The sequence below is a fragment of the Paenibacillus sp. 32352 genome, assembly GCF_002042965.1.
GTDB lineage: Bacteria > Bacillota > Bacilli > Paenibacillales > NBRC-103111 > Paenibacillus_S > Paenibacillus_S vulneris.
In genome coordinates this window covers 118,279-142,558 of sequence record NZ_MZNT01000012.1, presented here as the reverse complement: position 1 = coordinate 142,558, position 24,280 = coordinate 118,279, and the positions used below count along the sequence as shown (strand labels likewise).

The following is a 24,280-nucleotide window of genomic DNA, read 5'->3' as shown; positions in this document are numbered from 1 at the left end:
CTCATTTCTTGAATGATTTAGGCTTTTATTGCCCCTACCAGCATGCCTTTGACAAAGTGCTTTTGCAAAAAGGGAAATACACACATGATAGGGATCATCGTTACAATAATTGCCGCCATTTTCATACCTTCCGAAAACTTAACATCGGTTTGTACATTCGAAATATTCATCTGCTGACTGATCTGGGAATCGATAACAATAGACCGTAAAGCAAGCTGCAGGACAACAAGGTTGCCTTTCCTGATAAATATCATTGCATTAAACCATTCGTTCCAACGGTCCACAGCATAAAACAACAAGATTGTTGCAATGATAGGCATGGATAACGGCAATATGATATTAAAGAGGATCCGCCATTCACCTGCTCCGTCCAGCTTAGCCGACTCCATAAGCGATATCGGTAACGACATGAAATAGTTCATCATAATGATCAAATAAAACGAATTCACTCCATAGGCCAGCACAACAGACCAAATGGTATTAATTAATTGCAGCTGCTTCATTAACAGGTACATGGGGACAATACCGCCGTGAAACAACAGAGTAACGACAACAAAATAAACGAAAAATCGCTTAAACGGAAAATCGGGGCGGCTTAGCCCATAAGCCATACTGGTCGTCAGAAACATGTTGAGCGGCAATCCGATTACAAGGAGCAGCAATGTAGTACGATAACCCACCCATATGCGTCCGTCTTCAAACAAGGCTTTGAAGTTTTCAAGTGTAATTTCCGTTGGTATTAACAACACCGTTCTTTTCAAATATTCCTGTTGCGTGGATAAAGAGATTGCAGTAACGTTGATAAACGGTAATATGATGGCGATAGCCAACAAGGTGAGAATAACCAACAAAACAATATCCAGCAATTGTATTTGATTATGACGATAAGCTTTCTTCGGTATGGATCTAATGTCCGCCATATTCACTTTCCTTTCCCATATTCGCATCCGATTTATGCCCGAACCGTCTTTTTCCTGGACGGAAAAAGTCCTTCCGAACCAAGCCATTTGCAAACCCGATCAGCGAATAGCAGCAGCGCAAAGTTGATTACAGACCGGAACAAACTTACTGCACTTGAGAAAGAGAAGTCGGCGGCAGACTGAAATGTAATTCGATAAATATACATATCCAGGATTTCACCGGCTTTAGCAGTTGCAGCATTACTGATATTAAAAATTTGATCAAATCCTGCATTCATCAGATTTCCCACAGATAAAATCAACATAACAACAATGGTGCTTTGTATTCCTGGAAGGGTGATATACCACATCGTCTGCAAACGGCTTGCGCCGTCGAGCTGAGCGGATTCATACTGTTCCGTATCAATCCCTGCAATAGCTGCCAGATAGATGATCATGACCCATCCCGACGACTTCCAGTTTTCAGTAATATATAACAAAGGCTGAAATATTTGTGTGGAGCCTAGAAAATTCACTGCTTCCAATCCCAACATTTTGATAATACCGTTTACCATACCTTGAGTATTTAAAGTATTAATCATAATGCTGGCAACGATAATCCAGGACAAGAAGTGGGGGAATGTATAAATCGTTTGTATAGCCTTTTTATATCTGTTCACACGCACCTCATTCAACATTAGAGCCAATATAATCGGAATGGGGAACTGAAATAGGATCCGGCCTGCGTTAATCCACAGTGTCTTCCAAATCGATTCAATAAAAGCCGGATCTCTAAAAACATAGATATAGTTCTCAAGCCCAGACCACGGACTGCCAAAAATTCCAAGATTAGCTTTATATGTTTTAAACGCCAATGTTAACCCATACATGGGAATATAAGCAAAGATGATATACCATATGACTCCCGGTAACAGCAGGAGGTAAACTTCCCTGGACCTTACTACGCGACTCAATAAAGATGAATGATTCGTTTCCAAGGCTGCCTTCTTCTTTTCCGCTACTAGATTCTCCATACAATCCCCCTTCTGCCAGAATGGATTTAAATGAAGTAGCTGGGCAAATCTAATCGGATCCACCGCAGCTACCCGAGGACAATGATTCGAAGTGTATTGGCTGACTATTTAGCCAATTTTGAGTTCAGTTCATCAAGAACCGGCTGGATGATTGACATCTTCGATTCCACCCATTTCTTCCAGTTTGCCTCTATATCCCCTTGCATAGTAACAAGATTAGCGTACTCTGTATTGTAATCGATTTGGGCTCTTCTTTTGCTTGGCGAATCGTAGGTGTATAGATCCCAGTTCACTTTTGTAAAAGTGTTTGGAGTGCCTTTTTTCGATTTTTCAGCATAAAGCTGCTTGGACAAATCCCTTAATCTTTGGTCGGTATTGGGATTGTCGAATGCGAAATCGTCAAACAGTATCGTGCTGCCTAGCAGATAACCATTGGAAGGATACTTTCCGTTTGCTCCGCCAAGCGGCTTGCCTTCTTTCACTTGATCGTAGAGCGATTTTACTTTGCCATTACTGTCATAAGTCCAGTCCACATCCTTTAACCCCATATTGGTAATTGTATTGCCCTCCGGAGTAGCGTTATAATCGAGCACATCCATATAACGCTCAAATTTTTCATTGGATATTTTCGGATTAAAGACAATAGTGCCCCAGAAATTAATCAGGTCTTCCTGGTGATAGTTTCCGTCTTCTCCCAGAATAATAGCCATATGGATGTTTTGATAAGAATCAAGCTTTGTATTAGATTGAAAATCATCAAAATATACCTGAAGAGCTGATGTCGGTGCCTGGAAGTAGGTTGCTCCTGCATTGCCTTTGACATTAAAGTAGGAGCCATGCTCTTCGTTTTTCACAGTGAAGAAGTCCTTGCTCAGGACACCGGATCGGTAGGCTTCAGAGAATACCTTAAGCCCTTTCAAAGTATCCTCAGAAGCCCCGCCCCATTTATACTTGCCGTCTTTGTCCTTGTAGAAGTTATTGTAATAAGTGCTGTTTCGTGCAACAAACAAGTCAACTGCATGATTCGTATTTTCAGCAAGCGGAATTAATTTGTCGCCTACTTTTCCAGGATCTTTTTCCTTGAGCAGCTTACCATACTGAATAATCTCAGAGGTCGTGTATGCGGATTTGATAGGGAAACCCACAGCTTGAGCCCAATCTTTACGTATAAATAAGGCTGGATGATTCGACAATGGATCTCCTGGCAAGTTATTCATAAACCGTGCTCTTGGAATGAAATAAGTTCCGCCGAAGACCTTTTCCATCTGAGGCCCGAGTGACGTTTTGTCAAACACTTTGGCTACATTAGGCCAACGGGTTTTCCAGTTGTCGGGAAGCTTTTTGATAAGTCCCTGATCGACGAAAGCGGCGGCATCCGCGTGAATATAGTTATATACGGCAATATCCGGCATGTCCCCTGAGTTGATCCATATGCGGAGTCTTTCGTTCCAGTTATCCCAGTTCAGCGCCGTCATATCCAACTCATAATTGAACTTATCGGAATAATACTTGGCAAGGGCATCGCCATTGGTGTAATTAAACCCTTCGATTCCTTGTACGGACGCCATTGTTAGTTTGACACGCTTGGAACTGTCGCTGCTTTTTGAATCAGGCTGATTGCCTGAGTCACTGCTGCATGCTGCAATAGTAAGGATCATGGATACAGCCGTTCCCAAACATACTAATTTCCTTAACATGGTCATGCTTCATCCTCCCTTATATTAAGTCCCTTGTTCAAACCCGCAATCGAATCGGCAACACGTTTTCCTTGGACTTTGCTTCAAAAGTAATCGCTTTCATAGATAAATTTTAGCAAGTGCAAGGAAACCGCGATATGCATTGGATTAGGTTGAAATAGGATTATATTCGGAATATTGCGAATTTTCTCTGATCTTCTATATAATAAAGGCATATTATTCTGGCTTTCATTAATTTATTTGAAGGAGTTTATCTATGATGAGGTTTGGTAAGTTCAAGTCAATTCGGGGCCGGATTATAGGAAGCACACTTCTATTTCTAATCTCCATGGGAGTTTTAATCATCATATACAATTTGGGGTTCGAATCCATCATTGAGCGCCGGGCTTATCAGACCTTTGAACTCCTGTCCGATGAGATGGACCGGAGACTTGGTATGGCTATCAATGAAATCGACAGAGCTGCCAAGCGGGTGTCTTACTCTACGGCTGTTCAGCAGTTCCTGTTAACGGATGAACCATCCGAATTTTTTAAATTGAAGACTTCAGCTACCGAGGTTCTATATGACTCCACTTACGGCAGCAAAAATATAAAAAGCATTGTCCTTACATCCCGAAATAGGAATAACTTTTATATTAGCGATATTTTCCGTGAGATTCGAGAAAAGGCGATGGCGGAAAACGGGCTGGCTCAAGATATCACACTGCGCAATCCGATCGTTAGCAATGTATTCTTCGATAATAACGGCGGCAATAACGGACCCTTCTTTCTGTACATTCTCCCTGTCCGTTCCATATTAGAAGGATATAGCGAGAAAAAAAATATAGCATTATGTACAGTCGTAGTCGATTTGAAATCATTTACAGGCGAACTTAGCACCGGAATATCCAGCGATGGTCTAACTGCACTCATATTTGAAGATAAAATCATAAATTCTAGCCGGGAAATGAATGAAGTAGAAAAGTCTATATTGCTAAACGCTAAAGAGGGCCGGGGCAAGGCGGACGTCAATGGAGAAAAATTTCTCACCAGCTCCGTATCGGTACCCGAATTCGGATGGCGTTTTGTTTCACTAGCCACGAGACATTCCCTGATTGGCGATCTGATTCCTATAAGAAGTATCGGTATCTTTATTATTCTTGTTGCCGGACTTCTGCTTTTTTTCCAGATGCAGCTTGTGCTCCGTTCCGTGACCAATCCTATAGATCAGATTATCAGTGATATGAGAAATCTTACTTTGCGGAAAGATGTAACCAGGGTTCGTGTACCGAAAACGGTCGAACTTGCCAGACTTGCCGAGGATATCAATGAAATGCTGGAGCGAATTGATATTTCTCAAAAAGAGATTAGGAAATCCCAGCAGAATTTGTACCAATCCATGATTGCCCAGCAAAAGGCCGAATTGCTCTCATACAGAAGCCAAATAAATCCACACTTTCTTTTTAATACCTTGGAGTGTGTACGAAGCATGGCCCAAGTCTATGGTGTCAGAAGTATTGAAGATATCTGCATATCCATGGCCAGCATGTTCCGTTATTCGGTAAGCACTGGAACTATCGTGACCCTGCAAGATGAAATAAAACACACCTGCGATTATGTGAAGGTAATGAGCCAGCGTTTTCCGGGGAAATACACAATAAAGCTGGATATTCAGGATGAGGCAATGAACCATCCTATGCATGCCATGTTTCTCCAGCCTATCGTTGAAAACTCCATTAAACATGGATTTGCTGAAAAAAAACCACCCTGCATCATAAGAATATCAGGCCGGCTTCAAGAAGATGGATCCCTTTTATTGAACATTGCCGATAATGGTGCCGGCATCTCCGGTGATGAGCTCCGAAAAATAAATAACTTTACCCAGCCAATAAACGATAATACCTCACACGGAGAAACGAGTATAGGTCTTTATAATATCCAGCAGCGTCTAAAGAACAGCTATGGTGACCAATATCGCTTTGAGGTCCGCTCTGTTAAGGGTCACTACGCCAAAGTCATCATCCGCGTGCCTAAAGCGCTCACATTACTAAGCCCGAATTTTACTCTTCCAACGCACTGAAGTTTTTATTGATGATGGCAGCATGCTGAATTTTTCGGTACTTACTGGGAGTAAATCCGAAAAACCGTTTGAATATCCTTCCAAAATATCCATAGTCTGAATAACCTACCTTGTCCGCCACTTGTTGTACAGGTGCTTCGTTTTCCACAAGAAGGTGTGCCGCCCTCTTCATTCTGATCGCAGTCAAAAAGCCTGTTAGTGTAACCCCTGTTTGCTTCTTGAAAAGCTCGCATAAGTATGTTTCGGATAAATAGAATCGTTCAGAGATCTCGCTAAGTGAAAGCTCATTTTGATAATTTCTGCTAAGGTATACCTGGATCGCCGATACTATAGAGTTTGCAGAATAATCAATTTCCAGTTGAGCAGCACAGACAGCTTCAGATAACATATTATCGAAATCTTCAAAACCTGGACGCTGCACACTTATTCCTAAGCTTACCCCGCACGCGGCAGCAGATATCCTCCATTGATTGAAAAGGGGCTCCAGACTCTGCTTTGATGAAAGCAGGTAGAGGCGTGTTCCATCACTAAGCAAAAATTGTTCAACATAGATGTCCTTCTTATTGGGCAGGTTGTAATCTTTGGAATCGGCAACTGCAACGTAACAATGATTATGGATTGCAGCTGCTACAAGCACCTCTCTTTGTTTTTTACTCATGAGTTTGCCTGTTTGAAAAACCTCCATTAAGACTGGGTGTTTGCCGGAATTAAGTTTTTTTCTTAGCCTATCCGCCACTGTCCCTACTTCATCCCGGTCAAGAGGTTTAAGAATATAGTGAAATACATCATATTGCAAAGCCCCGCGGGCTACTTCGAAATCGCTATAAGCGCTTACGATCACAAACTCAGAATGAATTCCTTTTTCTCTGGATTCCTTAACCAGATCAAGTCCGGTCATTCCCGGCATTCGTATATCGGTAAAGACGATATCTGGCTGAATTCGGGGAAGGCTATCCAATGCCTGCCGCGGATCTAAAAAGGTTTCGATGACTTCAAATCCCTCCTTATTCCAATCGATAATATTTTTGATTCCTGTCAGAGCCCAGGGTTCGTCGTCTACAAAGATAACTCTAAGCAATGCAAACCCTCCCTTATTTCGAAATGCGACGGTTATGAAAAAAACTCTTACCTTTGGTAGATATTGTGTTTTATCCATAACACATCACCCAAAGATAAGAGCCTCATTAAGGAAAATCATACCATAAATACTGGTGTAAAATCAAAGTTGACTTTACTGTAGTCGAGGTGCAAAGAAGGATATTGAGCCTGTGGGACATCCCCTAATCCATTGCTGAATGATCGAATGGTTGTCAAAAACGAGGTAACCATGTTCATCATGTTTCTGACTTAAAGGTCTTGCCCAACTCCTGATCTAGGCCAAAGTAGTGGCGAAAGTTGTAAATGAGCGGGTTCCATGCAGTTGGATTAATATGCTGCTCATTTAGCATAATCGCTTCGTGAGCATGGACTTTTTGTGCCTCTACCTCGATGATGGTAAATCCGTCTGTATCGTAGAGGTTGACGACTTTGGCCTCAATTTGCAAAGGACACTCCTCCACTCGTTGCGGTCGCACTACATCTGAAGCAAGCGGTGTGAAACTACCGGCTGAAAATTTGTCGTGCTCAAACCGGTACAGTTCCTGCTTGTAGTCTGGTACCGGGTTTGCGCCGGTTAATCTGGCTAGCCTCTCAACTTGTTCCCAGTGGGAAGCATCTGGCAGGTTGACAACGCATTCCCCGCAGCGGAGCAAATTGGCCGCCCCTTTCCCACCTTCACCAAGCCCAAGAACGATGCGGTTCCTCAGTGCCCAGGCTGATGACATGGGTGTGAGATTTGTCGTCCCGTCCTCATTCAAAGTTGAAAGCAATACGACTGGAGTACCAAAATACAATATTTTTGGTTGAATGGCCCGAATTGCTGTTTTTATTTGTTTATTCATTTTACTCACCTCAACGAGCATTATAGCCGGAAAACCATTCGACATTCATCGAATGATGAATGTTATGTGTTAGTTGAAGTGATTTGCTTGTCATAGTTTCAGGCAAAATTCGTCAGCCAAGCCATTTAAACCCGCGTCCGTTACGTGGATTGCACGTCCGCCGGGAATACGGGCAATCCATCCGAGTTCAAACAATCTGTTGGTCATTGCAGCGCCAAGACTACCGGCAATGTGGTGCCTTCTTTCACTCCAATCTAAACATTGCCTGGCAAAATGGCGACGCTCTTTTTTTACATTATCTACATCGATGCCGAAGTTCCTGAATCGCTCATAACCCCGTTCGCTAACGACAAAGTCTCGACCTGATCGGTCAATCATTCCTAAAGCAAGCAATTGATCCGTCAGCCTAACACCCACTTCTCCCGCGATGTGGTCGTAACAAGTACGGGCATACCGCAGCACTTTTAAGCGATCGTATTCCTTGAGTGACTGGCTCGGCTTTTGCGTTGCGATAGCATTGAGAGCTTCAAGTGCATAGGCAACTTCGGGTCCGGCCAACCGATAATAGCGGTGTCGGCCGCATGTTTCCATGGAGAGCAGTCCACCCTCGACCAATTTAGCCAGATGCGAGCTTGCCGTTTGTGGCGTAATACGCGCGATACGCGCCAACTCGCTTGCCGGAAGAGCTTTACCTCCTAACATTTCTGAAAGCATCGTGACCCGCGAAGCGTCACCGATGAGCGCTGCCACTTCGACGATATTCGGTTTTGCCACCATCGTTTCCCCTCCTGTTCGATTAACATGTTGTGTGAATATCGTACCACAATTACAATTCGATGGCGGACGAAGTTTCAAGTAAAGTATTCCAGCATTGCGGCTCGGTGTTCGGAAGCAAAAGTTCCTTCTTTACCCAGCGGCAACGATCAGTCGGGTCTCTAAAGTTCCCCCGGTTAAAAACAAAATGCCGCTTAAGGCAAGCGGCTTAAAATAGATTGGTTTATTAGATTAGTACCTGACACCTTGTCAAGCTACCTAGCCTCCTATCGAAGCCCTTAAGGTTTATCCGCACTATTCTTTGGTTTTACGTTTAGGCCTTGTGAGTTCAAAACTATGCCTTACCATGTCATGAAGATCATCTTCCGGAAGTCCTTCATCCAGAATCACTGTATTCCAGTGCTCTTTATTCATATGGTACCCTGGCTTGACTTCCTTAAATGCTTGTCGAAGAAAATCGGATCGTTCAGGATCACATTTAAGGTTAACGCAAAGATGTTCATCTCGGTTGAAAATCAAGGCGAATAACTTCTTGTTTTCTTTATGGCGTATAGCCGTCCATCCTTCTCCGAAGGGGTGATCTTCATAAGACCCTGGATAGGATAAACAGTATTCTACGATCTCCTCTATTTTCATTCTAGACTACTCCTGCCTGCGATGTCTTTCATTGATCTTGTTTCTTGCACATCATGCTGAAATCTCATCCAATCGTTGTTTCATTTTCGCCTCAGGGACAATTCCAATTGGCAAGTTGTTTTTTAGAAATAATCCGAGAAATATGGTGTTTGTTGTTCAATCGCATCTTCAAGCATATCTAACGTCTCAGAGGTGCATGTGATCCGTCCGATTTTACTCAAATAATCCGGACGTTTGTATCCAAGCAGCATAGTTGTCAAAGTTTGAATATCAATTCTGGAGCTGCTGTGCTCTAGTGTACGATTGATTTCTCCTTTTCCTGAGGGGGAGATCCGTAGTGCGAAAGTTCCTTGGTTCCATGTCAGAAGGGGGTCTTCCAGCTTAAAGATCCATTCTCTTTTCTCGGTATCCGGCTTAAACGGATATTGTTCAATAAACTGCACAACATCAACAATACGTGCCATGTAATAGGGTGAGATGGTTTCTTTTATATCTGCATCTTCAAGTAAGAACGCTAAAGGTTCATCTGTGTGTGTGTGACCAATGACTTTTGTTATCATCGAAAAATGAGCACTAATAAAGTTCCAAAGTCCGATGCGGGCTTCTTCATGAAGAAAGATCATATCTTTGATATGAAATACTTCATCTTCAATCCAATAAAGAATATAGCCATCAGGTTCGTGCTTTTCGTTGTAGTAAATCGCAGCCATTAAGTCGTCTGAATCCCAAAGCCAATATTCATTCCATGCTAATTCATTCCGCAGCATCGCCCCATGAGTTCGTAATGCAAATCGTTTGTAGGCTTGTTTAACCTCATCACTGTCAGCGGTAGCTCTTTCAACATCCCCGGAAACTTGTTTCATTTTAGGTAATTGATAATCGTGAACTTCAAAAGTAATCTTGTCGCTTATAATTTCCCACCCTTTTCTACGATAATATGGAATGGAATAGGGGTACAAGTAAGAAATGGATTGTTTTCTTTCTTTCATCTTTTCTAGTGCTTGATAAATTAGCTTATTCATGAGACCTTGACCAGAATATTCTGGAAAAGTTCCGACGCTTGTCAATCCGCCCATATCATACGTTTTGTTGAATATCCTGACCTGGAATGGGTAAACAGCCAATTGAGAAACCAGCTTTTCTTTGTCAAACCATCCCCAGACATCGGCTTGTTGTAGTATAGGGGAATAGGCTTGAATCATCTCTTCCTCTTCCCAACCAATTTGGTATAGATCTTTACGAGTCACTTGAAAAACATATTTAAGTAGTTGACTATACTGTTCCAAATGCTCAATTCCCAATTTCTTCATTTTCAGTTCTTTCTTTCGACTCATACAAAATCCCGCTTTCTTAATATTTATTGCAAGGGAAGGTACGACAATGTATACCCTATCCTCGAGGATAATTATAAAGATGGCGAACAAATGCCTGATGTTTCCTAATGCTTGTATAGTTCCATTATAACCCATTACATACCGAATGATAATAAACACTGCTCTTAATTAATAACAGACAACGACCACCCTTTAAAGCAAGATAAAGCCCAGTATAAAGAAAGCCCGTTCCATAAAGGAACGAGCCTGATACATTTATTGTTCAAGTACAACAACAAAATTTATTACAACTCACAGTCACGATAACGCTTGAAAGGACCGCAACTAGGGGAGCAGTTACCATTTTAAATCGTCCGTCTTCTGGTTAATAGCCATCCGGCCAATAAGAAAAGAATACTAAGACCTATAGCAAGCATGAATCCTTGCAATAGTGATTGATTGAATAGCAGCGTCTTGAAGAAATCTGCTACATAGCCTCGTAAAAAAGCGATTGATGTGCCGACCGATATCGCTGCAATCAGGATGGCCCACAGGAGCCAGCCGATATAATGCCACATTCCCGAGAATAACAGATTCACTACGGATAGGAGCAGCATGTAAATCCCGAATTGGTAAATGGCCATTCCAATAATCCCGAATTGATCCCAATGAAAAACCTCTAGGATATTAATGTAATTGTTCGCGCGGATATAGGTTAGACTTATTTCAAGCTGAAGCCACAGTGTATTGAATACCGCGTTAACTGCTGCCCAAAAGGAATAAATAGCAAGCAGGCCAATGAAATATTCTGTTCGTGTAGCCCCGATGTTTATGATCCGTTTAAAATAGATGAGCGGAAGCACGGTGGCCGCAAGAATAAGGTATAATGTAAACACATTACCGACGGAAACATGGTGGTTTCTGTCGCTTCCCATAGTCAGGTCCAGTATGACACTAGTGACAATTCCTATTGCCATTAACCCGAGGACAATAAGTAAATAAATTCGGAGTTGCAAGTAGGACGCCTTCATTTGAACTTTTACCTTATTCAAAACCTTTGCCCCCTTCGACCAGATAAGCAAAAAGTTTCTGTAACGGTATACCGTCCATTGTAATTCCTAGCTTGTCTGCCTCTATTTTGTCCGATTCACTAAGAGTATCGTAGACAGCCATGAGCATACCATGACCATAAGATTCTTGATAAATGACTTGTTTACCCCGGGTGAACGCTCTGAGTGCCTCACTATTCCCTCTTAGTAAAAGAGAACGGTTTTGAAGATGATCTACACTATCTTTTAACAAAATACTCCCCGCTTCAAGTATAAATACTTGTTCGACAACCTTGGCGATCTCATCAATCAGATGCGTGGATATAACAATCGTACGGGGGTGGTTAGCGTAATCTTCCATAAGTGCACTGTAAAATTTTTCACGCATGAGCGCATCAAGGCCTAGTACGGGCTCGTCGTAAATCGTCAGCGATGCTCGGCTCGCTAAACCTATGATGTTGCCAACGACCGACTCCATTCCTCTGGAAAGCTTCCGAATTTTCATTGATGGATCCAGCCGAAACAGTTTGAGCATCTCATTGGCAAACGCCCCATCCCAGTTTGGATGAAATGCCGAAGCCATATCCAATATCTCAATGACCTTGGCGTCGCTGAAAAACAGATTTTTCTCCCGAACATAGCAAGCTTCTTTAGGCGTATCCCCCCGGTTTAGCAGTAATCCGGCAACCTGAATTTCCCCGCTATCAGGAAAAAAGCTTCCGGTTATCATATTGAGCAGTGTCGTCTTGCCAGCGCCGTTGCGCCCGAGCAGCCCATATATTGTGTTTTCTTCCAGCTGCAGTTCTAGGTTGCTTATCACTTTGGTATTCCCGTAGCTTTTGCATATATTCGTGCATTTCAGAATAGTGCTCACTCGCTCACCCCCGTTTCATTTGTTTTATCATTTCTATCACATCATCGTTCGTCAGTCCCAGCTTTTCAGCCTCATCAAGCAGCTTCAGCACTAGCTCGTTAAAAAAACGATCTCGTCTCTTTCTCATAATAATTTTTTTGGCGTCCGGGGAAACAAACATACCTAGTCCCCTTTTTTTGTATAAAATGCCTTCACTAACTAACAGAGCAATCCCTTTCACTGCGGTTGCGGGATTAATCTGAAACGTTCGTGTGAACTGCGCTATAGAGATAATTTGATCATCTTCGCGGTAGGTACCGTTTAGAATATCATCTTCAATCATTATGGCAACTTGCTGAAATATCGGTTGCCTATCCTCAAAGTTAATAGTCATTTTATCTCCCTACCTGTATGTTAGTACTGCGATACACTATAATCCTAATGAATTCCAATGTCAATCTTTCATTCACACAGAACTCTGGTGTTATGTGAACCGCAGTTAACCCGGCCTACATAGTAAATCAGGAGTTAAATGAGGTGCTCATTGCATAATATCCGTTACTGTCCGTTCTATTGTTAAATGCTAGATGATTTAGCTGATTGCATACGCTCCACCAAGCGTGACGGCCACCAGTTTGCCTTACCAAGAAGCGTCATGATAGAGGGAAGAATCATGATCCTGACCACTATGGCGTCAAGCAGGACGGCAACGGTAAGTCCAAATCCCATTTCTTTCAATTCCAGATAAGGAACGAACATGAAGCTTACGAATACGGATACCATGACAACAGCTGCACTTGTTACAACCGTAGCCGAGCCTGTAATCCCTTCAAATACTGCTTCTTGGGTAGATAACCCACGCAGGGTAGCTTCTCTGATACGGCTTACTACGAAAACCTGATAGTCCATTGAAAGCCCAAATAAAATGACGAACAGAATGAGCGGTATTCGCGAGCTGACAAAGCCGCCCCCTGCCAAGCCGAGTATTTCTATCCAGTTGTACTGGAATACCATGACTAGAGCTCCAAGCGTTGCCAAAGCGGAAAGGATATTCAGCAAAATTCCGATGAATCCTATCACGACAGATCGAAATGCGAAAACTAGAATGAAAAAGCTCAACATGAGAACAAACAGCGCAACCAAAGGGAGCTTGGCGATTTGATGAGTCACGGTATCTACCGATCTGGCTGTTTCTCCGGTTATAGCGTATTCAACACCGGCGATAGACCCGATCATTTCCGGTACCAATCCGTTCCTAAGCAGCTCCAATGAATTGGCAGCCTCCTGGGAACTGGACCCAAATGGAATCGGTAGTTCAAGGGTACTGACCGTTTTGTCTGCAGACGTTCGGATCCTTGGAGTATCGCCAACTGCGAACAGGGGATTATTATGCAAACTTTGCGACATTTGCTTCAGAGCAGTAACGACCTCAGCGGAATGGGCCGAATCACTGCGAATAGCAATGACATGCGATACGCCCTCGTCAGGAAACGCCTTTGTCAGACGCTCGTAGGCCGACATGGCTGGCATTGACCTTGGAAACGTTTCTTTCCCTTCTACTTTTAACTGTAAATCCAACACCGGAATTGCAATAACAACCATAGCCAGGCTTGCCAAGAGGAACGTGAGCCATGGGCGATTCATCATAACTTTCAGCATACGGGATAACATAGGGGCTGATGCAGATAATTGAGCCTTTCGTTTGTAAGCCCGGTTATCTACCTTCGTTCCAAGTTTGGCCAATAGCGCCGGGAGTACTGTCAACGAACTCATCATGGCAATTAAAACGACAATAATGGACCCAGTAGCAATGGAGGAAAAAATCACATCGTCCGCAACATATAAACCTAACAGCGAAACGAGCACTGCAAACCCGGAAACTAGGATCGCTCTTCCTGAGGTTGACGCAGCGAGCTCCACCGCGGCTGCATGACTAATTTGTCCGTTGGCGCGTTCCCGCTCTTCACGTACCCTTTTGAGAAAAAACAATGAATAATCAACACCAACCGCCAAGCCTATCATTAGAACTACGTTGGTGACTGCACCACCCGCATCTGGGAACACATAGGTAGCGACTTTGTATAACCCCAAAGAAGCTATTATGGAAGTTAAGGCTAGTATTAGCGGCACTACCGCAGCGAGGAACCTTCCGAATACAAGGTACAAAATGATAATTGTGATCGGTAAAGTTATCATCTCCGCACGCTTAAGCCCTCCTCCCAGCATCTCTTCATTACCTTTTGAAATGGAGGCGTCCCCCGTTTGTTCTATTTGCACGTTCGGGTATTCGGCTTGCACAGCATGGGTCAGATCCCGTAACGATTGTACATAATCCCTCGCTTTGTAGTTTTTTTTCAATGTGACCTTTATCATGAGTGCTTTTCCATCTGCCGAACCAATAGGTTTATCTACTTTCTCGACTGCTTCGTGAACAGACATCTTCTTAGAAATAAGCCCAGCTGCATCCGTTACGTGACGGGTCAGCTCTCCATTTGGAGAAGTAATTAGGATCTTCTCAATAGAAGGCGGATCTAACTGACCGGCCGCAATAATTGCCTCCGCTCGTCCGGCTTCCCCTACCCAGAAATCTTCATTTTCCGTCTTATTTACTCCCGAAACGTTGCCCGCAGCAATGCACAGAGCGACGAACAGGACCCAACCTATTATGGAGTACCATGGATGTTTTGCGCTCCATTTGGCCATGGTTACAATAAAAGATTTTTTTTTCATGATATAGCCTCCTCTTGGAACATCAGCTCCTATATTTTCCGATCCCACTAACTATGTAATCATAAAACAACTAGCCATACCGGTATGTTAGTCATGTAACATACTATAATACTTTGCGATTTCAGTTGTCAACACGATTATGCAAAACACCCTTTCATCGAGCGTTCGTGTTGCTTGCAAACGAAGAAACCGTCAGATTATTTCAGACGGTTGGTTTTTGATGCTATTAAGGTGGATGACTCCGATTCATATAGGTGTTTCTCATTTAATTGAGCGCTTACGCTCTACTTCAAAGATCATTAAAAAGAGCTGTCCTAGCGGCAGCTCCACAAGCATGTCCCTGCCGGGGCACCCCTTTTATTAACGGATAATGCATCATGATCCTATCATTTTCATTGCCTCACATTCTTGCATATGGTAATATCTACTAGGAAATTGGAACCAATACAAGGAGGCACTACAATGAAACTTAGAAAAACTATCATTACTATAGCACTATTAACTTTACCATTCTCCTCTATCGCAAACGCACATCCGGGCAGGACGGATGCTAATGGCGGGCATACTTGCCGAACCAACTGTGCAAAGTGGGGGTTAAAAGATGGCGAGTACCATTACCATAATGGTGGCGGAGGTTCTTCAAGTTCAAGTTCAAGCTCAGCTTCAGATTCACCAAAGGCTGTGACACCAGCTAAGGAAACCGTTCCGTCAGGCGCTGTAAAGGTTAACTTACCTTCCTACAAAGTTAATGTTAACGGACAACTAGTTTCAAACTCATCTTCCAAGTATCCGGTTTTTGAGTATAAGAATATTACATACTTCCCCATGACCTGGAACTATACTCAGGCTTTAGGACTAGAAACTAAATGGGATGCGGATGTTGGCTTTGTCATTAGAAAATCTGATAATAAAGCAACTAAGTTAACAGCAGAAAACGGTACACCTGACTCAAAACTTTATGCTAAACTCCCTGATTTTAGTGTTTATGTAAATGATTCCTGGATTGATAATTCGACTGAAGAATATCCTTTGCTGGTTTTAAATGATGTGACTTATTTCCCTATGACTTGGAAATTTGCAGTTGAGGAGCTTGGGCTGACTACTAAATTTGAAAATAATACTTTCTATATTTCCAAGTAAGGTTAAAGAGCCATCTGTTGGCCGCCAATGCTACCCTCCTCCCTGCTCTTTCGTTCCAGCATTTAAGATGAATACGCCGCTATATCATAACCGGAATCGATCGGGGAGTAATATTGGGGTCAAGCTGACAAGTGACGATACGAACTTAGCCATCTTAACGACCAAGTTCATTCAAATACAATGGAAACAAAACTTGGGTATCGACATTGAAGTTGAACCATTACCATTCGCACAGCGCGTGAAAAACATGCAGGAAGACAACTTCGAAGCTATGATTGCCTTATGGGGTGCCGACTACAATGATCCGATGACGTTTTTAGACATGTGGGTATCTGATAACGAATCTTTCAACTATATGCAATACAATAGCAAAGCCTATGACGACCTAGTGAAAGCTGCAGATAAAGAAGTCGATTTAGCGAAACGCTCCGAGTTGCTTGTCGATGCCGAGAAGCAATTGATGGCGGATATGCCAATGGCTCCGCTCTACTACCGTACAAGAACCTTTGTGAAAAGAGCGAGCATTCATGGATTAATTATGCCGAGCATGTCCAAAGAGTGGGAATTAAAGTGGGTTTCTATTCATTAACGTGAGATACTGTGGAGATTGCCTGGAACTCAATGGTCCGAAAGTACATATTTTCAAACCTGCAGACTAGCTCTCAGGAGATTGTAAAACAAAAGAGCCTTGGGACACCAAGGCTTAGTTCGTTGCTTGGGAAGGGCTGGCTTTGCCGTGAACGAAGCCGCGAATCACGGATACACCTAATACAGCAGCGATGGTAACGAGATACATCACATGAACCGCAGAATTGCTGGTGTCCGTACCCAAGTAATATCCGTGAATGAAGGCCATGAAAAATGACGGATATGCCATTAAGTGAAGGACGAACCAGACAGACTTTTTCAGCTTATTGCGGAGGTCCGTTGTGAGGATCACAATCAGCATAAGGTAACCGGAAATCGTGCCGAGCCCATTCAAAATCGGGTGTTGCTTCGATGTAAAAGGAACCAATACTTCTATCCATGTATACGGCATATATGCATCGATCACTGTAATAATGCCATGCAGCGAACCGATTCCAGCGCCTGCGAGCGTAAAGAAGTTATGCAGCTTGTACATGTTTTTTTTCCAAGTTACAGGTAAGATTGGCATGCTATAGGATATCCCGAGACAAATCCCGATAGCAAGAAACAAATAAGATACGATACCTAATGAGCGAATAATCTGCCACATCGGTAAGTTGATTATGGTTTGCAGCATAGTGGCTCCTCCTATCCGTTCTGATTAATCCGTAAAATGAAATTCATCCGTATCGACTGTCTTCCACAATTCACTTTTCCCATAAAAATGACTCTGGTAGTCTTCCGTAAACACCAGCGCTTCATAACCGGGGGCACGTGCCAAGAGCATCTGCGTTCCTTCCTCTCTGCCTAGAATGCAAATGGTTTTGGACCAGATTTCGCATTCAACCGGGTCTTGCCCTATGACCGTACATTGCACCGTATCGCTCGTACTCGGCTGCATCGTGCGCGGATCGATCAGATGATGCTGAGCTCCTTGGCTGTTGGTCCATTGTCTGCCTAAAGTACTGGAGGTCGCGACTGCCAAATTGTTGCGGTTAATTACGCAAAGCTCTTTATTGGGATTCCAGGGATCTTCGATCCCGATAGACCACTGGTGCGTTCTTTCTTCACTAGAGTTCCATGCAAGGAGATCTCCTCCCGCGTTTATGAGGCCTTTTTCTACGAAACGCTTATTCCGAAGATAAGAAGCGAAGCGTTTAACCGACCAGCTTTTGACGATTCCGCCCAGATCCAGATGTAAGCCCGCCGGCAGGAGTACGGATTTCATCTTAATATCCAGAGCGATTAATGGATAAGCTTGGGCCTTATCGCGGAACGGACTTGAATCCACTCTATCTATGTTGAGCAGCTCGAAAGATTCACAATAGCCCGCTTCTATCAACGCCTGCAATACGAAGGGTTCGAATATGTGATCTGTCTTGACGCGGTACAGCTCTGCAAGCTGCAAGACTTCTAGCATGGGGTCCGATACCAAGCACGGTTTGCCGGCCGACCGATTCAGATAACACAACTCGCTATTCGCCCGAAATCGACTGAAGCACTGTTCAACCGTCTCAAACCAGTTTTTTGCGAGATGGATCAAATTCTCTACCTCATTTTCCGCAGCTTGGAACTTAACCTCGATCCAGGTATTCATGGCGCGGAAGCTACATTCATATTGACCAAGCGTATTAAATTGGGTAACGTTCATGGACGACATCATGTATCCCTCTTTTCAATAATGACATGCAGGCCGGCGATTACGATCTTCCAGTCTTTGAGCGGGAGAACGTGTCCGAGTTGTGGCTCGAGCGCCTCTCCGTGTTGCCGGATAAATCGTTTTGGTTATTCTTGGTGCTCGGGTTGGTTAAACTTGAAGAACCAGGCGTATCGCTAGAGCCGGACATTGCTTGACTAGCCCAACGATCCATATAATCTTCTGTCCCAGCATTCGCTGAGATCTTTGGGTCCGTGGTGCTGTTTTTGGCAGCTGTTGTCGCTTGCTCGAATGCTGAGCTTGCTTTCACTTCATGGAAGAGAAAAGCTGCAATGACCGAAGCCACCATACCAACCTGCCATTTAAACCATTTGGATTGTTTCATGTTAGCCAATACCTCCTATGTTTTATCTCGGTGAGAGAATTTTTGTGATCATAAATAATAAATTTCATTATGCCTCCTCTCTCTGAAATACTCATGAAAGTTTCCTTAATGTTTACTGAGAAAATGGAATATGACCGCAAAAGAAAGAGACCCCGTCAGTTACGACAAGGTCTTTCCGTTTGACAAAAGCTTGATCCCATAAATTCACTTGCAATTATTCATTCTTGTTCAAATGATAGATTAGTTGCACTACGCCAGAAGAGAACGTTCTAGTATCCACTAATTTTAGATTCAACCTCTGTTTTATTTCATTAAACAATGGTTTTCCTTCTCCCAATATAACGGGGTGAACAGATAATCTAAATACATCAACAAGTCCTAAATTGATAAAAGTTGTAATAAGACTTGCCCCGCCATATAGCCAAATGTCTTTGCCAGGCTTACTCTTTAATTTATTTACTTCTTCGAGAATATTATCATTAATGTATATTGCTTTATGATCTGTCCCTTTTTTTGTCCGGGAGAACACATACTTCTCTTTACTATGAACTAAGTCCCATATTTCTCCTTCGACATCAGTTTGTTCCGTTCCTGGAGTATACTGTCCCCATAAATCATAGCTTTTTCTTCCATAAAAAATAGTATCTATTTGATTTAAGAAATTAGTAAACCCCAGCTCAGAGTCCATAATACACCAATCTACTTCCCCATTCTTCCCTTCAATAAAACCATCTAAAGTAACTGCTAAATCTAAAATTATTCTTCGTTTCATGATATTTTACTCCTTTTCGTTAATATACCCCTCATTATAAACCTTATATACGTCACCTTATGTCATATTAGCGACAGGATCGAGTAACTTTTCAACTATGCTGCCTGTTAGTTTCATTCCCTGCTTGAATATGACAGAAGATGGCATAAATACCCCAGTATACTGATTCGTGTAATAAACTACTGGAAGGGTGTTAAAAGCATGGATCAAAATTGCATCTTCATAAAAGGCGCACGTGAAAACAACTTGAAGGATGTCACGCTTTTTGTCCCGAAGCGGAAGCTGACGGTTTTCACCGGGGTATCTGGATCCGGCAAGTCGTCGCTTGTTTTTGACACGATCGGTGCCGAGGCGCGGCGGGAGTTAAATGAAACGTTCAGCGCGTTCATCCGTAACCGGCTCCCGAAATTCAGCAAGCCCGATGCGGAAGCGATCGAAAACCTTTCCCCTGCCATCGTCGTCGACCAAAAGCGGCTTGGCGGCAACTCGCGATCGACTGTCGGTACAATTACAGATACCTACACACTCTTGCGGCTTTTGTTTTCACGTGTCGGGCAACCGTTCGTCGGTCATTCCAACGCTTTCTCCTTCAACGAACCAGCCGGGATGTGTCCAGAATGCCATGGTGTCGGGAAGATCGTCACGGCGGATCCTGGCAAGCTGTTGGACCGGGAGAAATCGTTGAACGAAGGCGGCATTGCCTTTCCGACATTCCGCGTAGGCACGTGGTATTGGAAGCTGTACGTCATGTCGGGGTTGTTCGACAACGACAAGAAACTGGGAGATTACTCTGAAGAGGAATGGAACTTGCTGCTATACGGTATTCGCGGCAAGGAAGCGAAAATAACGTTCGATACACCGACCGGCCCGATGGAAGCCAGCTACGAGGGTGTCATTACGAAATTTGAACGGCTTTACATCAAGCGGGATTCGGAGGAAATAGCCGAAGCGACGTTAAGTCGCGCTCAGCCGTATATGTCCTGCAACCCCTGCCCGCTCTGTCGTGGGACGCGGCTCAATCAAGAAGCGCTAGGTTGTCGTATCGGCAGTTTGAACATCGCAGAGATGGCCGCCATGGAGATCCGAGAGCTCATACGAGTCGTTCATGGCATTCGGGAGCCGGAAGCGGTGACCGTAACGTCCGCGCTGACCGAGCGGCTGCAGCAGCTGATCGACATCGGACTCGATTACCTTAGCCTCGACCGGGAAACGGCGTCGCTATCCGGAGGCGAATCGCAGCGAGTCAAGATGGTGCGCCACCTCGGCAGCAGCCTGACCGACATGCTATACATTTTCGACGAACCAAGCGCCGGGCTGCACCCGAGGGATGTCATTCGGTTGAATCGGCTGCTCCGCCGACTGTGCGACAAGGGAAACACGGTGCTCGTCGTCGAGCACGACCGTGACGTCATCGCATCAGCCGATCATATCGTTGATGTTGGCCCCCATGCCGGTGTGAATGGCGGGCGGATTGTCTATGAAGGGGACGTAGAAGGACTGCTGCGTGCAGATACGCAAACGGGCCGTCACATGCGGCACGAGGTACCGCTTCGCAAGGATGTCCGTAAACCGACCGGTATGTACCCGATCGTCGATGCGACGCTTCATAACTTAAAGCGGGTATCGGTTGACATCCCGGCAGGCGTGCTGACGGTCGTGACCGGCGTAGCTGGCTCCGGCAAAAGCTCATTGATCAATGGCGAGTTTCTATCGCGCTACCCGGAGACGATTGCGACAGATCAGTCGGCCGTCGGGGCTTCAGTCCGCTCGAACCCGGCAACATATACGGGCATAATGGATGAGCTGCGCAAGCTGTTTGCACGGGTGAATGCCGTGAGCGCCTCCCTGTTCAGCTTTAATTCATCGGGCGCATGCCAGACGTGCCAGGGGCTCGGCGTCCTCTATACGGATCTCGCCTTCATGGAGGGGATACGTACCGTCTGTGAAACGTGCGGCGGCCGTAGGTTCAAGGAGGAAGTGCTGCGCTACCGGTATCAAGACCGATCCATATCAGATGTACTGGAGCTAACAACGGAAGAGGCCTTGGCTATTTTCGACAAACAGCCGGCCATCCGTCGCCGCCTACAGGCGGTCTCGGACGTCGGGCTAGGCTACGTAACGCTCGGACAGCCGCTGAGTACCCTGTCGGGCGGCGAGCGCCAACGGCTGAAGCTCGCCTGCGAACTGCATAAGGCGGGCAGCATTTACGTCATGGACGAGCCGACGACAGGCCTCCACATATCCGATGTCGGACTGATGATCGACATCTTGAACCGGTTGGTTGACGCCGGCAATACGGTCATCGTCATCGAACATCACCCGGACATCATCCGGAGCGCCGACTGGATCATCGATATGGGCCCGGAAAGTGGAACCCGAGGCGGCACCGTCATGTTCCAGGGGACACCGCGACAGCTGATCGAAGGGCACGGTGATGCTGCGCGATCGATCACCGGCAGTTATTTACGCGGTGAGCTGCGGTAGCGGGTACTTTTTAATGGAAATTCGCCGATTCTTCAAGCGCTTTTGGTAAAGCAGTGTTCGCACTTCAATAGTTTTCCCGAACTGCTGCCAATGTGAGGGGAGAAATATAAAGCCATATGGATGGTAAAAAAGGCAAATCCCCTGCTGATATTTCAGTGGGGGATTTGTTTTATTCTTGTGAGCTTTTCAGTTGAGGCTCAAACGATGAAACGGATTCACCGATTGCCCGGCGCCTGAAGGCATGCTGCCCGAAGGAACTCCCTCCTGCTCCAGCAGCGGCTTGAGCAGGTTTTTCCATGGCCAAACCGGTTGATCAAACATCGCTTGCTCGACAATAGCTCTGACGTCGGAAGAGAGCTCTGCTAGCTCCATAGCCTGCAGGAGGCTGCTTTTCATTACCTGCCATAACCGACTCTCATGGATACCGTAATGTTCGGCGACCGCTTCAAGAATGGAATATAGATTGACCTGAATGCCTAAGGTTTGCAAATAGTACAAGAGCTTTTGAGGTGTCACGTTATACAAGGAATTAGGATAACCCGGCTTCATCTTGTAGCAGGGATCAGCGAGCCCATTTTCTTCCATCCACGGAAGGTACAAGCGGACAGAATCGTGATCTCGGAGCAGCAGACCTGCTGCATGCCCGTCCTTTACAACAAGCACCGCATTCTGCCCGTGAATTTCGGGCATGACACCTAGCCGGAACAGCCGCAAGCAAAGATGGAGAAAGTGCAGGCATACCTCGCCGAACAATACCTCGGCTCCTGCTGGGCTCGGCTCCTCCCCCTTCACCCGCATCCATGCATCCAAAACATGCGAGCCGTTCAGCGCATAGGCTGCCAATGCCGACATCGGCACGAGTGCCGTTCCATCCGACTCCATCGAGCTGGATGGATATTTTCGAACCAAAGCGGACAAATGTCTCGGCGGATCGTCAAAATAATCGGCAGATTCCGGCAGGTAAGCCCACCAGCATGTTTCGTCGCACAGGCTTAACTGATCCCGAAGTACGGGATCACGTTCTTTCGCCTGCTCCAGCAGGCGCTGTCCGCGCTCCCCATTCATCATGTGTACCGCAGGCAAATAGCGGACAGCACCAAGCGATACAATTCCAAGGGGCAGCTTCACATGCGCCGTACCTCCGCTGGCCGGAGCTAAGGAACGAGCGGACGAGCTCGCATAATAAGTGCCGGTCACCACATCCAACGGCACGAAGTCACCTGCTGCCTGCTCGATCGCGAGCATTACAGGCAGGATTACGTCCAGCTGCCAAGGGTGAACGGGCAGCGCGATATATTCATCCTCCGGCAGCTGAAGTCGCTGCATAGCTTTCTTCAACAGTCCCTGCTCCTCCACGCTCAGCAGCAGCTCCGCAGGGCTTGGCGGAGCGTCCGTTTCTGACACTCGAGAGCCTCCGCTTTGCAGTAAATGCCGTCGCTGCACCGCAACCCATCGCAGCGTGATCGGCTGCCCGAATTCTGCACTGTAGCTCTGGTAATCCTGCCGACTCCAGCCCCCCTTGGCCTTCGCGACCGGATGAAACGGGCGATCCCGGAAGGCTGCCAGCCGCTCAAGACCTGCCAAATCCTCCAATTGCGGCGGATTCGTGCCGATGGAGACCTGTGAGGTACCAGACTGCTCCTCGCAGGTCCAGCCGGTTTGCTCCAGCGTCAGCTGCAGCAGCTTTGTCAAGCGGGTCACGCCGTTTTCCTTCTCCCCCTCCGTTTGACCAGCGTTCACCGGGTATAATGCACCTGTTATACGGCCCCATACTTCCATAGCACCAATACGGACAGGAACAGCCTGTGCTGCCGGGGACACCTCATACACGCCTCCCCCGGTCACATGACGATAGGCCTGAACGATCGCCGGCCGGACCGGAAACAGCAGATACGATGCATCCGAAGGAAGACGACGCCAGCGAAACAGCTTTATGCAATCAGAAGATGACCTACGCTCGGACAGCTCGTGATCCTCTGCCGTAAGCAGAGCCCTAAGAACACTCCCTGCGAAGCTATCCGTAGACAGCAGCTCTCCCGCTTCGATGATTTCACCGCGTCCGCCAACATCCCACAAGCCTTCTGCCAGAAGTGCGTTGATGAGATCAGACAGTATCTTTTCCTCTGCTTGCTGCAGAGAACGTATGCCGCCCCCATTCTGTGAAGCCTGATCGATTCTGATCCTGCCTTTGCTTGTGAGCAGTTCTGTGGTGGCCTCTTTCATCTTAAATC

Annotated in this window: 22 protein-coding genes; 4 read left to right on the top strand and 18 right to left on the bottom strand. The window is 45.4% G+C overall.

The window, feature by feature from the left end:
- Window positions 1–17: 17 nt before the first annotated feature.
- From B1728_RS25510 to B1728_RS25500, 3 genes are all read right to left on the bottom strand, one after another.
- Window positions 18–920: a carbohydrate ABC transporter permease gene (locus tag B1728_RS25510; RefSeq protein ID WP_079913244.1), complete on the bottom strand. Its 903-nt coding sequence runs from the start codon at window positions 918–920 to the stop codon at window positions 18–20.
- 32 nt (window positions 921–952) lie between these two features.
- Complete coding sequence (locus B1728_RS25505) at window positions 953–1,933, bottom strand: ABC transporter permease (RefSeq protein WP_079913243.1); 981 nt, start codon at window positions 1,931–1,933, stop codon at window positions 953–955.
- Between the two features lie 104 nt (window positions 1,934–2,037).
- Window positions 2,038–3,636, bottom strand: coding sequence for a type 2 periplasmic-binding domain-containing protein (locus tag B1728_RS25500; RefSeq protein ID WP_079913242.1), 1,599 nt, complete (start codon window positions 3,634–3,636; stop codon window positions 2,038–2,040).
- A 430-nt stretch (window positions 3,637–4,066) separates the two neighbouring features.
- Between B1728_RS25500 and B1728_RS25495 the strand changes: the two genes are divergently transcribed.
- The gene (locus tag B1728_RS25495; protein WP_179136202.1) at window positions 4,067–5,689 is read left to right on the top strand and encodes a sensor histidine kinase; all 1,623 of its coding nucleotides are present in this window, start codon (window positions 4,067–4,069) and stop codon (window positions 5,687–5,689) included.
- Here the strand turns inward: B1728_RS25495 and B1728_RS25490 are convergent.
- The 9 genes from B1728_RS25490 to B1728_RS25450 all read right to left on the bottom strand — a co-directional run bounded on the left by B1728_RS25490 (window position 5,670) and on the right by B1728_RS25450 (window position 14,984).
- The gene (locus B1728_RS25490) at window positions 5,670–6,845 is read right to left on the bottom strand and encodes a response regulator transcription factor (RefSeq protein ID WP_079913240.1); all 1,176 of its coding nucleotides are present in this window, start codon (window positions 6,843–6,845) and stop codon (window positions 5,670–5,672) included. The two genes, B1728_RS25495 and B1728_RS25490, sit on opposite strands and share 20 nt — an antisense overlap.
- A gap of 178 nt (window positions 6,846–7,023) precedes the next feature.
- Entirely contained in the window at window positions 7,024–7,629 is a 606-nt protein-coding gene (locus B1728_RS25485) for a flavin reductase family protein (RefSeq protein WP_144028011.1), read from the bottom strand.
- 90 nt (window positions 7,630–7,719) lie between these two features.
- The gene (locus tag B1728_RS25480; RefSeq protein ID WP_079913238.1) at window positions 7,720–8,406 is read right to left on the bottom strand and encodes an ArsR/SmtB family transcription factor; all 687 of its coding nucleotides are present in this window, start codon (window positions 8,404–8,406) and stop codon (window positions 7,720–7,722) included.
- A gap of 291 nt (window positions 8,407–8,697) precedes the next feature.
- Window positions 8,698–9,039: an MmcQ/YjbR family DNA-binding protein gene (locus tag B1728_RS25475; RefSeq protein WP_079913237.1), complete on the bottom strand. Its 342-nt coding sequence runs from the start codon at window positions 9,037–9,039 to the stop codon at window positions 8,698–8,700.
- Window positions 9,040–9,161: 122 nt separating this feature from the next.
- Complete coding sequence (locus B1728_RS25470) at window positions 9,162–10,373, bottom strand: GNAT family N-acetyltransferase (RefSeq protein ID WP_079913364.1); 1,212 nt, start codon at window positions 10,371–10,373, stop codon at window positions 9,162–9,164.
- Window positions 10,374–10,717: 344 nt separating this feature from the next.
- Complete coding sequence (locus B1728_RS25465; protein ID WP_079913236.1) at window positions 10,718–11,404, bottom strand: hypothetical protein; 687 nt, start codon at window positions 11,402–11,404, stop codon at window positions 10,718–10,720.
- Window positions 11,397–12,275: an ATP-binding cassette domain-containing protein gene (locus tag B1728_RS25460; RefSeq protein WP_079913235.1), complete on the bottom strand. Its 879-nt coding sequence runs from the start codon at window positions 12,273–12,275 to the stop codon at window positions 11,397–11,399. Before B1728_RS25460 ends, B1728_RS25465 begins: the two co-directional genes overlap by 8 nt.
- Window positions 12,276–12,279: 4 nt before the next feature.
- Window positions 12,280–12,648 (bottom strand): GntR family transcriptional regulator, encoded by a 369-nt coding sequence (locus B1728_RS25455; RefSeq protein ID WP_079913234.1) that lies wholly within the window; start codon window positions 12,646–12,648, stop codon window positions 12,280–12,282.
- Window positions 12,649–12,830: 182 nt separating this feature from the next.
- Window positions 12,831–14,984: an MMPL family transporter gene (locus tag B1728_RS25450; RefSeq protein ID WP_079913233.1), complete on the bottom strand. Its 2,154-nt coding sequence runs from the start codon at window positions 14,982–14,984 to the stop codon at window positions 12,831–12,833.
- Between the two features lie 462 nt (window positions 14,985–15,446).
- On the opposite strand from B1728_RS25450, the gene B1728_RS25445 reads away from it, so the two are divergent.
- Both B1728_RS25445 and B1728_RS25440 read left to right on the top strand, forming a co-directional pair.
- Window positions 15,447–16,124, top strand: a complete 678-nt coding sequence (locus tag B1728_RS25445; RefSeq protein WP_079913232.1) for a YHYH domain-containing protein — start codon at window positions 15,447–15,449, stop codon at window positions 16,122–16,124.
- Window positions 16,125–16,191: 67 nt separating this feature from the next.
- Window positions 16,192–16,713, top strand: a complete 522-nt coding sequence (locus tag B1728_RS25440) for an ABC transporter substrate-binding protein (RefSeq protein WP_079913363.1) — start codon at window positions 16,192–16,194, stop codon at window positions 16,711–16,713.
- A gap of 114 nt (window positions 16,714–16,827) precedes the next feature.
- On the opposite strand, the gene B1728_RS25435 is transcribed toward B1728_RS25440, so the two are convergent.
- From B1728_RS25435 to B1728_RS36940, 5 genes are all read right to left on the bottom strand, one after another.
- On the bottom strand, window positions 16,828–17,388 hold the full coding sequence (locus B1728_RS25435) for a ferric reductase-like transmembrane domain-containing protein (protein WP_079913231.1): 561 nt from the start codon (window positions 17,386–17,388) through the stop codon (window positions 16,828–16,830).
- Window positions 17,389–17,412: 24 nt separating this feature from the next.
- A complete protein-coding gene (locus B1728_RS25430; protein WP_079913230.1) occupies window positions 17,413–18,414 on the bottom strand; it encodes an FAD:protein FMN transferase in 1,002 nt (333 codons plus the stop codon).
- A 37-nt stretch (window positions 18,415–18,451) separates the two neighbouring features.
- Window positions 18,452–18,793 (bottom strand): hypothetical protein, encoded by a 342-nt coding sequence (locus B1728_RS25425; RefSeq protein WP_079913229.1) that lies wholly within the window; start codon window positions 18,791–18,793, stop codon window positions 18,452–18,454.
- Between the two features lie 214 nt (window positions 18,794–19,007).
- Window positions 19,008–19,565, bottom strand: coding sequence for a dihydrofolate reductase family protein (locus B1728_RS25420; protein ID WP_079913228.1), 558 nt, complete (start codon window positions 19,563–19,565; stop codon window positions 19,008–19,010).
- A 206-nt stretch (window positions 19,566–19,771) separates the two neighbouring features.
- Complete coding sequence (locus tag B1728_RS36940; RefSeq protein WP_256865500.1) at window positions 19,772–19,954, bottom strand: hypothetical protein; 183 nt, start codon at window positions 19,952–19,954, stop codon at window positions 19,772–19,774.
- 217 nt (window positions 19,955–20,171) lie between these two features.
- On the opposite strand from B1728_RS36940, the gene B1728_RS25415 reads away from it, so the two are divergent.
- On the top strand, window positions 20,172–22,049 hold the full coding sequence (locus tag B1728_RS25415) for an ATP-binding cassette domain-containing protein (protein WP_256865499.1): 1,878 nt from the start codon (window positions 20,172–20,174) through the stop codon (window positions 22,047–22,049).
- 186 nt (window positions 22,050–22,235) lie between these two features.
- Here the strand turns inward: B1728_RS25415 and B1728_RS25410 are convergent, their stop codons facing one another.
- A complete protein-coding gene (locus B1728_RS25410) occupies window positions 22,236–24,272 on the bottom strand; it encodes an IucA/IucC family protein (RefSeq protein ID WP_079913226.1) in 2,037 nt (678 codons plus the stop codon).
- Between the last annotated feature and the right edge of the window lie 8 nt (window positions 24,273–24,280).